This window comes from Pseudomonas fluorescens, assembly GCF_030344995.1.
Taxonomy (GTDB): Bacteria; Pseudomonadota; Gammaproteobacteria; order Pseudomonadales; family Pseudomonadaceae; genus Aquipseudomonas; species Aquipseudomonas fluorescens_BF.
This window is the reverse complement of the sequence record NZ_CP128260.1, coordinates 4,025,732-4,038,786: the sequence shown is the minus strand read 5'-3', so window position 1 is coordinate 4,038,786 and position 13,055 is coordinate 4,025,732. Positions and strand designations below refer to the sequence as shown.

At 62.1% G+C, this 13,055-nt stretch carries 15 protein-coding genes; 5 read left to right on the top strand and 10 right to left on the bottom strand.

Annotated features, from left to right (window positions below; translation table 11 throughout):
• Positions 1–26: 26 nt before the first annotated feature.
• The gene (locus QR290_RS17915) at positions 27–1,427 is read left to right on the top strand and encodes an MFS transporter (RefSeq protein WP_289203248.1); all 1,401 of its coding nucleotides are present in this window, start codon (positions 27–29) and stop codon (positions 1,425–1,427) included.
• On the opposite strand, the gene QR290_RS17910 is transcribed toward QR290_RS17915, so the two are convergent.
• The 4 genes from QR290_RS17910 to QR290_RS17895 all read right to left on the bottom strand — a co-directional run bounded on the left by QR290_RS17910 (position 1,372) and on the right by QR290_RS17895 (position 4,586).
• Positions 1,372–2,787, bottom strand: coding sequence for a heavy metal sensor histidine kinase (locus QR290_RS17910; protein WP_289203247.1), 1,416 nt, complete (start codon positions 2,785–2,787; stop codon positions 1,372–1,374). The genes QR290_RS17915 and QR290_RS17910 overlap by 56 nt on opposite strands.
• On the bottom strand, positions 2,784–3,455 hold the full coding sequence (locus QR290_RS17905; protein WP_289203246.1) for a heavy metal response regulator transcription factor: 672 nt from the start codon (positions 3,453–3,455) through the stop codon (positions 2,784–2,786). The genes QR290_RS17910 and QR290_RS17905 overlap by 4 nt, the downstream gene beginning before the upstream one ends.
• Positions 3,456–3,467: 12 nt before the next feature.
• The gene (locus tag QR290_RS17900; RefSeq protein WP_115078329.1) at positions 3,468–3,725 is read right to left on the bottom strand and encodes a DUF2790 domain-containing protein; all 258 of its coding nucleotides are present in this window, start codon (positions 3,723–3,725) and stop codon (positions 3,468–3,470) included.
• A gap of 147 nt (positions 3,726–3,872) precedes the next feature.
• Positions 3,873–4,586, bottom strand: a complete 714-nt coding sequence (locus QR290_RS17895; protein ID WP_085746119.1) for a murein L,D-transpeptidase catalytic domain family protein — start codon at positions 4,584–4,586, stop codon at positions 3,873–3,875.
• A gap of 151 nt (positions 4,587–4,737) precedes the next feature.
• On the opposite strand from QR290_RS17895, the gene QR290_RS17890 reads away from it, so the two are divergent.
• Complete coding sequence (locus QR290_RS17890) at positions 4,738–6,351, top strand: L,D-transpeptidase family protein (protein ID WP_115078327.1); 1,614 nt, start codon at positions 4,738–4,740, stop codon at positions 6,349–6,351.
• A 3-nt stretch (positions 6,352–6,354) separates the two neighbouring features.
• Here the strand turns inward: QR290_RS17890 and QR290_RS17885 are convergent, their stop codons facing one another.
• Both QR290_RS17885 and QR290_RS17880 read right to left on the bottom strand, forming a co-directional pair.
• A complete protein-coding gene (locus QR290_RS17885) occupies positions 6,355–6,870 on the bottom strand; it encodes an HvfX family Cu-binding RiPP maturation protein (protein ID WP_289203245.1) in 516 nt (171 codons plus the stop codon).
• Between the two features lie 57 nt (positions 6,871–6,927).
• Positions 6,928–7,131, bottom strand: a complete 204-nt coding sequence (locus tag QR290_RS17880) for an HvfA family oxazolone/thioamide-modified RiPP metallophore (RefSeq protein ID WP_115078325.1) — start codon at positions 7,129–7,131, stop codon at positions 6,928–6,930.
• A gap of 241 nt (positions 7,132–7,372) precedes the next feature.
• On the opposite strand from QR290_RS17880, the gene glsB reads away from it, so the two are divergent.
• Both glsB and QR290_RS17870 read left to right on the top strand, forming a co-directional pair.
• The gene (gene glsB / locus QR290_RS17875; RefSeq protein WP_289203244.1) at positions 7,373–8,281 is read left to right on the top strand and encodes a glutaminase B; all 909 of its coding nucleotides are present in this window, start codon (positions 7,373–7,375) and stop codon (positions 8,279–8,281) included.
• A 69-nt stretch (positions 8,282–8,350) separates the two neighbouring features.
• On the top strand, positions 8,351–9,853 hold the full coding sequence (locus QR290_RS17870) for an aldehyde dehydrogenase family protein (RefSeq protein ID WP_289203243.1): 1,503 nt from the start codon (positions 8,351–8,353) through the stop codon (positions 9,851–9,853).
• A gap of 48 nt (positions 9,854–9,901) precedes the next feature.
• Here QR290_RS17870 and QR290_RS17865 read toward each other — a convergent pair whose 3' ends face one another.
• From QR290_RS17865 to cynS, 3 genes are all read right to left on the bottom strand, one after another.
• Positions 9,902–10,561 (bottom strand): carbonic anhydrase, encoded by a 660-nt coding sequence (locus tag QR290_RS17865; RefSeq protein ID WP_039767103.1) that lies wholly within the window; start codon positions 10,559–10,561, stop codon positions 9,902–9,904.
• Positions 10,562–10,573: 12 nt separating this feature from the next.
• Complete coding sequence (locus tag QR290_RS17860; RefSeq protein WP_115078322.1) at positions 10,574–10,810, bottom strand: DUF2790 domain-containing protein; 237 nt, start codon at positions 10,808–10,810, stop codon at positions 10,574–10,576.
• A gap of 83 nt (positions 10,811–10,893) precedes the next feature.
• Positions 10,894–11,358: a cyanase gene (cynS, locus tag QR290_RS17855; protein WP_011334741.1), complete on the bottom strand. Its 465-nt coding sequence runs from the start codon at positions 11,356–11,358 to the stop codon at positions 10,894–10,896.
• A 121-nt stretch (positions 11,359–11,479) separates the two neighbouring features.
• Here cynS and cynR point away from each other — a divergent pair, with 121 nt between their 5' ends.
• Complete coding sequence (cynR, locus tag QR290_RS17850) at positions 11,480–12,367, top strand: transcriptional regulator CynR (RefSeq protein WP_289203242.1); 888 nt, start codon at positions 11,480–11,482, stop codon at positions 12,365–12,367.
• Positions 12,368–12,640: 273 nt separating this feature from the next.
• Here the strand turns inward: cynR and QR290_RS17845 are convergent, their stop codons facing one another.
• On the bottom strand, positions 12,641–12,970 hold the full coding sequence (locus QR290_RS17845; RefSeq protein WP_047293552.1) for a hypothetical protein: 330 nt from the start codon (positions 12,968–12,970) through the stop codon (positions 12,641–12,643).
• Positions 12,971–13,055: the final 85 nt, after the last annotated feature.

Sequence of the window (13,055 nt, the reverse complement as noted above, 5' to 3'; positions counted from 1 at the left end):
CATGACCTTTGCACTGTGAGCCCCCCATGCACCGAGAACCCCTGAGCCCTTCAGCCCGCTGGGCGCTGACCAGTCTGGCGCTGTCGATGCTGATGCCGTCGCTGGACACCAGTATTGCCAACGCCGGACTGCCGAACCTGGCGACTGCATTCGATGCGACGTTTCAACAAGTGCAATGGATCGTCCTGGCCTATCTGCTGGCGGTCACCACTTTGATTGTCAGCGTCGGGCGGCTGGGTGACGGCTTTGGTCGGCGGCGCTTGCTGTTGATCGGCATCGGCATCTTTACCGCCGCGTCCCTTGCGTGCGCACTGGCGCCGAGCCTTGCCTGGCTGATCGGTGCGCGGGCGGTGCAGGGCCTGGGCGCGGCGATCATGTTCGCGCTGACGGTGGCGCTGGTGGCCGATGCGGTGCCCAAATCCCGGGCCGGCAGCGCGATGGGGTTGCTGGCCACGATGTCGGCGACCGGCACCACCCTCGGGCCGTCGCTCGGCGGGCTATTGATGGCGCATGTCGGCTGGCAGTCGATCTTTGTGATCAACGTGCCGTTGGGATTGCTCAATGCGTGGCTGGTGTATCGGTATTTGCCGAAGGATCGAATCGTGCGCTCGGGTGTTGCATTCGATTATCCCGGCACCGCCGTACTGATGTTGACGCTGGCGGCCTACGCACTGGCGATGACGATTGAAGGACTTACCCCGACGTTGCTGTTGCTCAGCTTGTTGGGCGTTGGGTTGTTCATCCTGGTCGAGAAGCGGAGCAAGGCGCCGCTGATTCACCTGTCATTGTTCACCGATACGCGAATCAGCAGCAGTCTGGCGCTGACCTTGCTGGTGACCACGGTGATGATGACCACGCTGGTGGTCGGGCCGTTTTACCTGAGTCGAGGTTTGGGTCTTTCCAGCACGCAGGTCGGACTGGTGCTATCGATCGGGCCGTTGCTGGCGGCGTTCAGCGGCGTACCGGCCGGGCGGCTGGTGGATCGTTTCGGCGCGCGGCGGATGGTGCCGGGTGCGTTGTTCGGCCTGGCTTGCGGTTGCGGTTTGTTGGCGCTGTTTCCGGTGAGTTTTGGAGTGCTTGCATACGTGCTGCCGATCACGGTGGTGGCCTTGAGTTACGCGCTGTTCCAGGCCGCCAACAACACCGGGTTGATGTCCGGCGTTGCTCAGGATCAGCGCGGCGTGGTTTCGGCCATGCTCGGGCTGTCGCGCAATCTGGGGTTGATCACCGGGGCGGCGGCGATGGGCGCGGTGTTCGCCCTGGCCACGGACGATCCGACTCAGGCGCCGGCCGAAGTTATTGCGGCCGGCTTGCACATGACCTTCGGTGTGGCCACGGCGTTGATGTTCGCGGCGTTTGCGCTCGGTGCTTTCACGCACCTGCGTCTCGCGTCTCCCGTGCCGGAAAGAACAGTTCAAAGCAGGTGATGCCGTCGGCGCTGCTGACGCTGTAGCGACCCTGATGCAACTGCATGATGGTCGCGACAATCGACAGGCCCAGTCCGTTGGATTGGGCCGAGCGCTCGCGGGACGGATCGACGCGGTAGAAACGCTCGAACAGTCGCGACAGATGTTCCGCCGGAATGGTAGCGCCCTGATTGCGTACCCGCAGATAGCTGCCGTCCGTTTCGGCGATGGCTTCGACCTGCAACGTCGAATCCGCCGCACCGTACTTGATCGCGTTGGCGCACAGATTGGCCAGCGCCCGACGCAGCAGCATCGGCTCGGCCCAGATCACGCCGCTGCCACTGGCCTCGATGGTGACGCCGACGTCCGCCGCCAATCCCTCGAAGTAATCGGCAATGCGCTGCATCTCATCGCAGGCATCCAGCTCCTGCCGCTGGGCCAGGGCGCTGGCCGGGTCGGTGCGGGCGAGAAACAGCATGTTGTCGAGCATTCGCGCGAGCCGTTCGAGTTCTTCGACGTTGGAGGCGAGCAGCTGTTGATAGGCGTCGACGCTGCGGTTCTGTTGCAGGGCAACCTGGGTTTCACCGAGCAGGTTGTTGATCGGCGTACGCAGTTCGTGGGCCATGTCGGTGGAGACCTGGCTCAGTTGGGCAACCCCTCGGTCGAGCCGGTCCAGCATCGCATTGAAAGACTCGATCATCGGCTGCAATTCCCGGGGCGTGCCTTGGCTGTCGAGGCGTTCGCCGAGGTTGGCGATGCCGATCCCGTGGGCATGCCGGGCAATCCGCCGCAACGGCAGCAAGCCGCGATACACCAGCAGGCAGCCGACCAGCGCCAGCACGATCGCCGCCAGTGAGGCGAGGCCGTACACGCTGAGCCGGTAATTGGCGAGCATCGCCGTACGCTCGCTCATCACCTTGGCGATGAGCACCTGCAGATTGCCCTGGTCACCGGAGTCGATACTGGCCGCGACTGCCGAAAACGGCACGCCGTTGATGCTCGGCAGATGCTGCACGTCGGTGAGCGCCATCACATGGTCGATCGGTACGGCGGGCACGCTCGGCAGTGCCAGGTCGCTGGGGTTGACCACGAACAAGGGCGGTTGCCCCGGCGCGCCGATGGTCAGCAGCGCTTCGCGGTTGCCCAGCATGTTCTGGAACAGCGCCGGTTTGGTCTTGATCAACTCCAGCGTGTTGCTGTCGTTGAGGATGGTGCGCAACTGATCGATGCGGCTGACCAACTGGATGTCATCGCGGCGGGTCAGTTGCTCTTCCAACTGGTTGTAAAGCGCCGCGCCCAGGCCTGCCAGCGCGGCGAAGGCGAGCACGGCGAAGACCAGCGCCAGACGCAAGGTCAGGGAATAAGTGCCGGCGATTTTCATGGCTGGGTATCGAAGCGGTAGCCGATGCCGCGCACGCTGTGGATCAGCTTGAGCGGGAACGGATCGTCGATCTTCGCCCGCAGGCGGCGCACGGCGACATCGACCACGTTGGTGTCGCTGTCGAAATTCATGTCCCACACCCGCGAGGCAATCAGTGAACGCGACAGCACTTGCCCGGTGTGGGTGGCGAACAGTAGCAGCAAGGCGAATTCCTTGTTGGTCAGGGTGATCCGATTGCCGGCGCGGCTGACCCGGCGTTTGAGCACGTCGATCTGCAGATCGGCCACCTGCAATTGCTCTTCTTCATGGATCGGCCCGCGTCGGGTCAGGGTGCGCAAGCGCGCCACCAGTTCAGCGAAGGAAAACGGCTTGATCAGATAATCGTCAGCGCCCAGTTCCAGGCCCTTGACCCGGTCGGCGATGTCGTCGCGGGCAGTCAGGAACAGCACCGGCGTGTCGGCTTCCTTGCGCAGCCGGCGCAGGACTTCCCAGCCGTCCATTTTCGGCATCATCACGTCCAGCACGATCACGTCGAAGCCGAACTCCAGCGCCAGGTGCAGACCGTCGGCGCCGTCCCGGGCCAGGCTCACGCTGTAGCCCAGTTCCTGCAGGCCGTTGAGCAAATAGTTGCCGGCCTTGGGTTCGTCTTCGACAACAAGGATATTCATGGGCACTGTGCCTCAATTGTCATTGATGCAGCCGCTGCCTTGCACTTGATAGTCCAGCACATGTTCACGGCCCTGGTGGTCGAGGTAGTTGAGTCGCGCGGGGATCACGCCGCAAGCCTGGGAAATATCGGTGCTGGAGAGGACTTTGTCGACATCCAGGTGCACATAGAAGCCGTTGGTGTCGTGAATGACGGTGCGCTCGGGCATTTCAGCGGCGAACACGGAACCGGTGGCGAGGAGGGCGGTGAAGGCGAGGATCAGGGTTTTCATGATGGGTCACTCGAGTCGTTGAAGTTGATCGGCGTTCTGGCCGGGACAACTTCAAGCTACCGGGCGATCCGCTCGGCAAACCGACAACTCGATGACAAATCTGTAATAAACCGAACCTGTGGGAGCCAGCGCACTCCCACAGAGTATTCAGCTGGCGTGAGTGCTGAGAATGCTCGCGATCTGTTGCGGCTGGCAGTTGAGGTACGGCGAGGATTTCAGCCACTGCTGATCCGGGTACCAGGAGAACATGAATTGGCCATTCTTCAGGCTGTCGATCACCCGTTTGGCGACTTGCGGTCGCACGGCCGGGCAACCCTGGCTGCGGCCCAGACGGCCGGTGCGTTTGCTCCAGAACGGGTTCACGTAGTCGGCGGCGTGGATCACGATGGCGCGGTCACGGGCCATGTCGTTGACGCCCGGTTCCAGACCGTCCATACGCAGCGAGTAACCGTGGGTGCCCTGGTAACTTTCCTGAGTACGGAACAGGCCGAGGCTGGACTGAAAACTGCCTTCACGGTTGGAGAACCGGGTGGCGAAGTTTTCCCCGGAGTTCGAACCGTGGGCGACCAGATCGCGCAGCACCAGTTTTTTCCGGGTCAGGTCGAAGATCCACAACCGGCGCTCGGTGGACGGCTGCGAATAATCGATGATCGCCAGGTGACGAGACTGCTTCGCGCCGTTGTTGATCGCACATTGCATGGCGTTCAAGGCACCTTTCAGCGCCTGGGGATTGAGTTCCGGAGCGGCGTGCGCGAGGCTGGTGTACAGAACCGGCGAAGTGGTGCCGGCGGCAAAGGCTGGACTGGTCAGCACGCCAATGGCGGTGGCAGTCAGCAGAAGTCGGCGCAAAAACGTCAACATTTAAAGTGAGTCTCCACTTGCTACTTGTTTGGCACTTAGGCTCCTGACGTCCAGTCGTTCCCGGCAAGCCCGCGAATCGGGCCTGACTGTTCACCGCACCTGAGGTAAGGTTGACCGTCAATCAGGACGGCCATGGATTGGAGTAAAGCAGTTGTTCAAAAAGTACGCATGCTACTTGAGCATTTGTTTGCTCGCTGCGCCGTTTGTCGCTTGCGCCGAAGAGCCGTTGCCGGGGCTCCCGACGCTGCCGCCCGTGCCGACGGAAATGCCCATCGAACCGCAGAGCCCGTTGCAGGCTGCGCTGATCAGTCTGCCCCAGGCGTGCCCGACGATCGGCACCAGCCTCAACGGTCCGGCGCTGGATCAGTTGCGCGCGTTCTACCAGCAGCAGGACTGGCTGCCGGTGTGGGCCGATGGCGGACAATTGCCGGCCTTGCATGCGCAATTGCAGCTGTTGGCCGACGATGGCCTGAACCCGAAACGCTACCCGGTGGCGCTCACCGCCCCGCAGGACGGCGAACTGTGCGCCGACATCGAGATCAGCCGTTATTACCTGCAAGCTTTGCAGGACTTGCATTACGGCCGCCTGTTGCAATCGCACTTCGAACCGCTGTGGCATTCCGACGAAACGCCCCGCGACCGTCAGGCCGAATTGCTCGCCATCGCCGTACCGGGCGTGCGCAACGTGCCAGCCGCCTTCGATCTGGCGCGCCCGCAGCTGGCGCAGTACCAGAACCTGCGTCATCTCTACGCAGCTCAACGCCTGAAAGCCTTGCCCCAATGGACGTCAGTGGGCAACGGGCCGTTGCTGCGTCCGGACATGGAAGACAAACGCGTACCGGAACTGGCTCGCCGGCTGTATAGCGAAGGCTATCTGACCAGTGTGGTCGGCACGCCGGACAACGCTTATCACGGTGTATTGGTAGAGGCGGTGAAGAGCTTTCAGGCCAACCATTCGTTGCAGGCCGACGGAGTGGTCGGGCCGGGGACGATTGCCGAACTCAACATCAGTCCGCTGACCCGTCGCGAACAGTTGCGGGTCAATCTTGAACGTTTCCGCTGGATGGCCCAGGACATGGAGCCGGACGGTTTGCTGGTCAACGTCGCCGCTGCCGAACTGACGCTTTATCAGGGTGGCCTGCCGGTGTGGCAGACCCGCACCCAGGTCGGGCGCGCCGAACGCCAGACCCCGCTGCTCAAATCCCGCGTCACGCGCCTGACCCTGAACCCGACCTGGACCGTGCCGCCGACCATCTGGAAGGAAGACAAGCTGCCGGAAATCCGCAAGGACCAGACGTTCCTCAGCCGCCAGAACCTGCAAGTGCTCGACGCCAACGGCCAGCCACTGGCCGCCGCCGACATCGACTGGGACAACCCCGGCAACATTCTCCTGCGTCAGGACGCCGGGCCGCGTAACCCGCTGGGGCAAATGGTCATTCGTTTCCCCAACCCGTTCTCGGTGTACCTGCACGACACGCCGAGCAAGGCGCTGTTCGACAAGGGGCCACGGGCGTTCAGTTCCGGCTGTGTGCGGGTCGAGCATCCGATGAAGCTGCGCGACTTCCTGCTCAGCCCGGCGGAGAAGGCGCGCACCGACACCTTGCTCGCTACCGGAACCACCCATGAATTCCGCCTGAGCAATCCGGTGCCGATCCTCATGACTTACTGGACGGCACAGGTCGATGGCCAGGGTCGCGTGCTTTACGCGCCGGACATTTACAGCCGAGACAGCGCGTTGCTGGCGGGGCTGGACCGGGCGCATTGATCTTCAGCGGCTGGCGCGTTTCCAGAAAAACCGCGCCAGCCACGCATCCACGCTCAACTTGCCGGCTCCGGCAAACACCAGCGGCACCAGCGCCGCCAGATAAATTGCCGGCAGCTTGAAGTTGCCGAAGCCCTTGTTGGTGATCGCGTAACCCTGGGCCAGCTCACTCAACGACGACCAGTCCGCCGGCCAGTGCACAGCAGCGGTGGCAACGACGGTCACGACAATCAGCGAAACCGCCGAAATCCGCGTGCCGAATCCGATCAGGATCGCCAGCGCGCAGATCAGCTCGGCCCACATCGACAGCTCCCAATTCAGCGTCGCCGGCAAGTGGTCGAAGGGAAACGGGAACCGCTCCTGAATGTCTTCGAACCAGTTCTGACCGTTGAATTTCTCCAGCCCCGATTCGAAAAATTCCCAGGCGATGAACAGGCGCAAGGTCAGCGGCGCGAGCCACTGGCCGGCGCGGTCGAGGTTCACATGCAGGCCTTTGACGGCCGACGAGAGAGCTGTGGTCATGGGAAGGCTCCATTCATTCAAAAGAAAACGGGGCACCGACGTGCCCCGTAAAAAGGTTTATTCGCCGGCGCCGCACTTGCCTTCGCCGCATTTACCTTCCGAGGACTTTTCCGTGGTGTCGGCCTTGGCCTGGGACTGGCTGTAGCCGTGATCCAGTTGCTTGACGCTGAACGCTTCGGAAGCCGAAGCGGCGTTGGACAGGGCCAGGCCACCGGCAAGCAGCAGGCCCAGAGTCAGGGAAGTTTTCGAAAGCTTGGTCATGGTGAATCTCCGATGCGATGTGTGAGTTCAAAGGCTTGATCGGGGCTGCCGATCGACAGGTTCATTTGAACGCCGGGCTGTATCGCTGATGTGTCGCGAAGGGCCGGATTTGTGCGCGGGATGTGTCGGGCATCGGGCCGTACACACTGCGATACACAGCGCCGGTGTGATTCGATTGCCGGGCGCAGCGTCTAGCCACGGTGTCCCCGCAATCCCATGGGGCGAGACTTCGAGACCCGGCATGCAAGCGCTGTTGAACGAGATCCTTGACGCTGTCCGGCCCCTGATCGGGCAGGGCAAGGTGGCTGACTACATTCCTGCCCTCGGCACCGTGCCGGCCAATCAACTGGGCATCGCCGTGTATGGCAACGACGGCGAGATGTATTGCGCCGGCGACGCCGAGACGCCGTTCTCGGTGCAGAGTATTTCCAAGGTGTTCAGCCTGGTGCAGGCCATTGAACATTCCGGCGAGGCGATCTGGGAGCGCCTGGGTCACGAGCCGTCCGGCCAGCCGTTCAACTCGCTGGTGCAGCTGGAATTCGAGCGTGGCCGCCCGCGCAATCCATTCATCAATGCCGGAGCGCTGGTTATCTGCGACATCAACCAGTCGCGCTTTGCCGCACCGGCCTTGTCGATGCGCGACTTTGTGCGGCGCTTGTCTGGCAACCCGCAGGTGATGGTCGACGGCAAGGTCGCCGACTCCGAATACCAGCATCGTGCGCGCAACGCGGCGATGGCTTACCTGATGCAATCCTTCGGCAATTTCCACAACGACGTTGAAGCGGTGCTGCGCAGCTATTTCAGCCACTGCGCGCTGCGCATGAGCTGTATCGATCTGGCACGAGCCTTCTGCTTCCTGGCCAACGACGGCTTCTGCAAGCACAGCGGCGAGCAGATTCTGAGCCGACGCCAGACCCAGCAAGTCAACTCGATCATGTCCACCAGCGGTCTCTACGACGAAGCCGGCAACTTCGCCTATCGCGTCGGTCTGCCGGGCAAGAGTGGTGTGGGTGGCGGCATCGTCGCGGTGGTGCCGGGGCAGTTCACGGTGTGCGTGTGGTCGCCGGAACTGAACACGGCGGGCAACTCGCTGGCGGGGATGGCGGCGCTGGAAATGCTCAGTTCGCGGATTGGCTGGTCGGTGTTCTGAGGCCGTGTTGCTTTGAGGGAGGCCAACCTATACATTTTCCGGCCGCCCTCAATATGGTGAATCCGCTCCATGTCTCTCGCGCTCGAACGTCTCGTCGCTGGCACGCCCATCCCTTTCGCCGGTAACCGCGTCACCGTGGTCAGCCCCGAACTGGCCGAGCGTTTCCGACCCGGCGACCACCTGCTGGTGGAACAGGTGAGCGGCGAGCTGTTGCTGATTCCGGTGGTGGATCAGCAGGCCGCGTCGGTGGCGATCGAGCGTGCAGCGTCGGCGTTTACCGCGTTGTCCGCTGTGCCGGATGAGGCCATCAGCCGCTTCTTCGATCTGTTCGCTCAACGCCTGGAAAACCCGGACGCCTGGGCGCTGATCGAAACCGCCAACCTCGCCGACATCGAGCGGGCCAAGGCTCGCGGTCGTTCCACCACCCGGTTGCTCGCCGACGAGCGCATGCGCCGCGACATGATCGCCGGCCTGCGCGCCTGGCGTGATGCGCCGGCCACCCGTGGCAAAGTCATCAGCAGCGTCGAGCATGACGGCTGGAAGGTCGAGCAGGTGGTGTCGCCATTGGGCATCGTCGCGTTCGTGTTCGAAGGTCGACCGAACGTCTTCGCCGACGCCGCTGGCGTACTGCGCACCGGCAACACCGCCGTTCTGCGCATTGGCAGCGATGCGCTGGGCACCGCGCAAGCTATCGTCACCCACGCCTTGAACCCGGCGCTGGCTGATGCCGGTCTGCCGGCGGGTGCGGTGTCGCTGGTGGAGAGCGTCAACCATGCCGCCGGTTGGGCGCTGTTCGCCGACCGGCGTCTGTCGCTGGCGGTGGCCCGTGGTTCGGGCCGTGCAGTCAGTCAGTTGGGCAGCATCGCCCAGCAGGCCGGCACCGCCGTCAGTCTGCACGGCACCGGTGGCGCGTGGCTGATTGCTGATCGCGATGCCGACGCCAAGCGCTTCGCCGCCGTGGTGCGCAACTCGCTGGATCGCAAAGTCTGCAACACGCTGAACGTCTGCCTGATCCAGCGCGACCGTGCTGCCGAACTGGTGCCGTTGTTCCTCGATGCCTTGCAGCAGGCTGGTACGGCGCGCGGTCAGGGCTGCAAATTGCACATCGTTGAAGGCAGCGAAAGCTACCTGCCGAGCGACTGGCAGAACGCGACGGTCGAGGTCTATCGCGCCGAGGGTTATCAGACTGAAGCCCTGGCCGAACCTTTGCCGGAAGCTCAACTGGGCCGCGAGTGGGAATGGGAAGAAACCCCGGAAACCAGCCTGATGATCGTCGACGATCTGGATCAGGCCATCGCGCTGTTCAATCGCTACAGCCCGCAGTTCACGGTGTCGTTGATCAGCGAAGATGCAGCGGCTCAGGAGCGTTTCTACAGCGCGGTCAACGCGCCGTTCGTGGGCAACGGCATCACCCGCTGGGTCGATGGCCAGTACGCGCTGAACAAGCCGGAACTGGGTCTTTCGAACTGGGAAAGTGGCCGGTTGTTTGCCCGCAGCGCGATTCTTTCCGGTGACGGTGTGTTCACCGTACGCAGCCGCATGACGCAAATCGATCTGGGCGTAAAACGCTGAACAGAACAACGCCGCGCCCGTCGCAATGACGGGCGCGGCGTTGTGTTTTCAAGCAGCATCCACTGCCTGACCGTACACCGCGCACGTCGACGGTTGCTCGGCCAGCGAGACAAAGGTGCGGCGGTCGGCACTCAGCGCGTCGATGGAACCGGTCTCGATGTCGTACACCCATCCGTGCAGATTCAGCAGGCCTTTCTCCTGGGCCAGGCGCACGCTCGGGTGAGTCTGGATGTTCGCCAGTTGCGCGATCACGTTTTCCCGCACCATCGAACTCAGCCTGGCGGCGTCATTGGCGTGCGGCCGCGATTCGTTGACCACTTTCGCCGACTCGGCGTGTTGCAGCCAGCCGCTGACGGCGGGCAAGTGATCCATGCATTTGCACTGAGCGATGGCAGTCATGGCGCCGCAATCGGAGTGGCCGCAGATCACGATGTCAGTCACGCCGAGCACGGCTACCGCGTATTCCACCGTCGCCGAAACCCCGCCCGGATGCGGGCTGTAGGACGGTACGATATTGCCGGCGTTGCGGATCACGAACAGCTCGCCGGGTTCTTGCTGGGTCAGCAGTTCCGGGACGACGCGGCTGTCGGAGCAAGTGATGAACAAGGTGCCCGGGGTTTGGGTGGTCGCCAGGTGTTTGAACAGCTCGGTGCGTTGTGGAAACGCTTCGTTCTGGAACTTCAGGAAGCCTTCGATCAGGTTTTTCATGGTGTAGTCCTCTCAGTTCGAACAGCCGGTGCCGAATTCGCTGTATTGAAGAAGGTGTTTTGCGCCATGGCTGTCGAGGTAAGTCATCTCGACCGGCACTACGCCGCAGACGTCGGCCACCGGGGTGATGCTCACGACTTCAGCGATGTCCAGAGACATGCCGTAGCGGTAGGCGACGGCTTCTTCATCAGCCTGGACCTGGGCGGCAAGGCCGGCGAGCAGGGCCAGGGTCAACAGAATTTTTTGCATGGGGCAGCCTCCAGACAGATGTGGTGACGACTTGGCAATTCAGGTTTGGAAAGGCCCGCACGCGGGGTGCGGGCCCGGAAGGATCAGAACGGACGCAGCGGTAGGAACTTGCCGTCGAGGGTGACCACGGCGCGGGAACCGCCTTCAGGGTCTTCGACTTTCTTGATGTCGAGCTTGAAGTTGATCGCGCTGATGATGCCGTCGCCGAACTGTTCGTGAACCAGCGCCTTCAGAGTGGTGCCGTAGATCTGGATCATCTCGTGGAAGCGATAGATGGTCGGATCGGTCGGCACACCGTCGAGGCTGCCGCGCAGCGGGATGATTTGCAGGGCGGCGACATCTTCGGCACTCAGCTCAAGCTTGTCGCCGACCACTTCGGCAGCGGCTTTTGGCAGCGGGTGCTGGCCGAGGAGGGCGGCGGTGACGTAGGCCAGACTCAGGCCGGTGCCGTCAGCCAGATCCTGCCACGACAGGTTTTTCTGAGCCTTGGCATCCAGGGCGCGGGTGGTCAGGGCGATGCGGCTGTCGTTGTAGGCTTGGGATTGCATGGTGCTTCTCCTTTCGGGGGTTGGCTTGCTGTGTGGGATTCATCTTCTGCCGATTGATCCATAGCGTCCAAGACCGATATACAATGCCAAGCATAAGTACTGCCTATAGATGGAGCGTTCCATGCTGCTGCGACATTTGCGATACCTGCTGGCCGTGGCCGATCACGGCGGTTTCACCCGGGCGGCCGAGGCGCTGCATGTGTCGCAGCCGACCTTGTCGCAACAGATCCGCCAACTGGAAGAAAGCCTTGGGGTGGATCTGTTCGATCGCACATCGCGCTCGGTCAAACCCACTGATGCCGGTCAGGCCTATATCGAGTGCGCACGGCGGGTGCTGGTTGAGCTGGAGGCAGGCAAGCGCGCGTTGCATGACGTGAAGGATCTGTCCCGAGGTTCGCTGCGGTTGGCCATGACGCCGACGTTCATGGCGTATCTTGTCGGACCGTTGGTGCGCGATTACGTGGCGCGGTATCCGGGGATTCATCTGGAGATTTTCGAGCTGTCGATGGATGACATCGAGGCCGGGCTGGCGGATGACTCGCTGGATATCGCGATTGCCTTCACGCCGGTGCGCAATCCGGACATTGAATGCATTCCGGCGTTTGTCGAGACGTTGGGGGTGATGGTCGGGCGTGAGCATCCGCTGTACGACAGCTCATCGGTGCTGACGCCGGATGACATTGCACAGCTGGATTTCGCCTTGCTGGCGCCAGACTTCTTCACGCGCCTGTCGATCGATGAGTACTTCCGCCAGAACGGCATCACGCCCAAGGTGCAAATCGAGGTGAACTCGGTGAGTACATTGCTGGAAGTGATCCGGCATGCGCCGATTGCGACCATGTTGCCGGAGGCGATTGCGACCGAGGACCGGGCATTGCGCCGGTTGCGTGTCGAGAGCGAGGCGCCGCAGCGGGGAGCGGCGTTGTTGCGCCGCCAGAACAACTATCACAGTGCAGCGGCGGAGGCGTTCATGAATCTCGCGCTAGGCCTGGGAAGCCCCTCACCCTAACCCTCTCCCAAGGGAGAGGGGACTGACCGAGGTGAATGTTCGAGTTTCATCGACCTGAAAAATTGAGTCGTACTCAGAATTTGAAGCGACCCCCGATCTGATCCCTTTCCCCCCTCGCCCCCTTGGGGGCGGTCCGACGATTCGGGAGGGCTGGGCGGGCGGCGTTCCGATGAGGGGGTAGGTTCTTGACCACACAAAATAACTAAAGCCAGACACAAAAAAAGGGCCTGCTCCTTATGGGAAGCAGGCCCTTTAGTTTATTGAAGTTAGAACTCAGCAGAACCGATCAATCACCCGGACTTCGTTTTTGTTCTGCATCGAGTCCCACGCCTGTTTCAGCGTTTGCAGAACATTACCGATGAAGTCCTTGTCGGCCGCGGCTTTCTTGCCGACATAACCGTGGCCGCGGCGGTACATCTTCAGGCGGGCCAGCAGGTTCTGGTTGTTCCGGTCGAACTCTTCTTCACCAGCATGGGGCGACAGGCAGTCGATATGGACCTGACCCGACTTGCTGATCCACAGAATATGGCTGTCGTGGCTGTCTTTTTGCGCAGCGAACATACGAGCCAGTTCTTCGATAGTAGGTTGATTGTTCAGATTCATGATATTGCCCCTTGACCAGTCTGGTGATCTTTCAAAGTTGATTCGCTAATACAGGTAGCCCATCGGTTAGTTGATCCCTGGCACC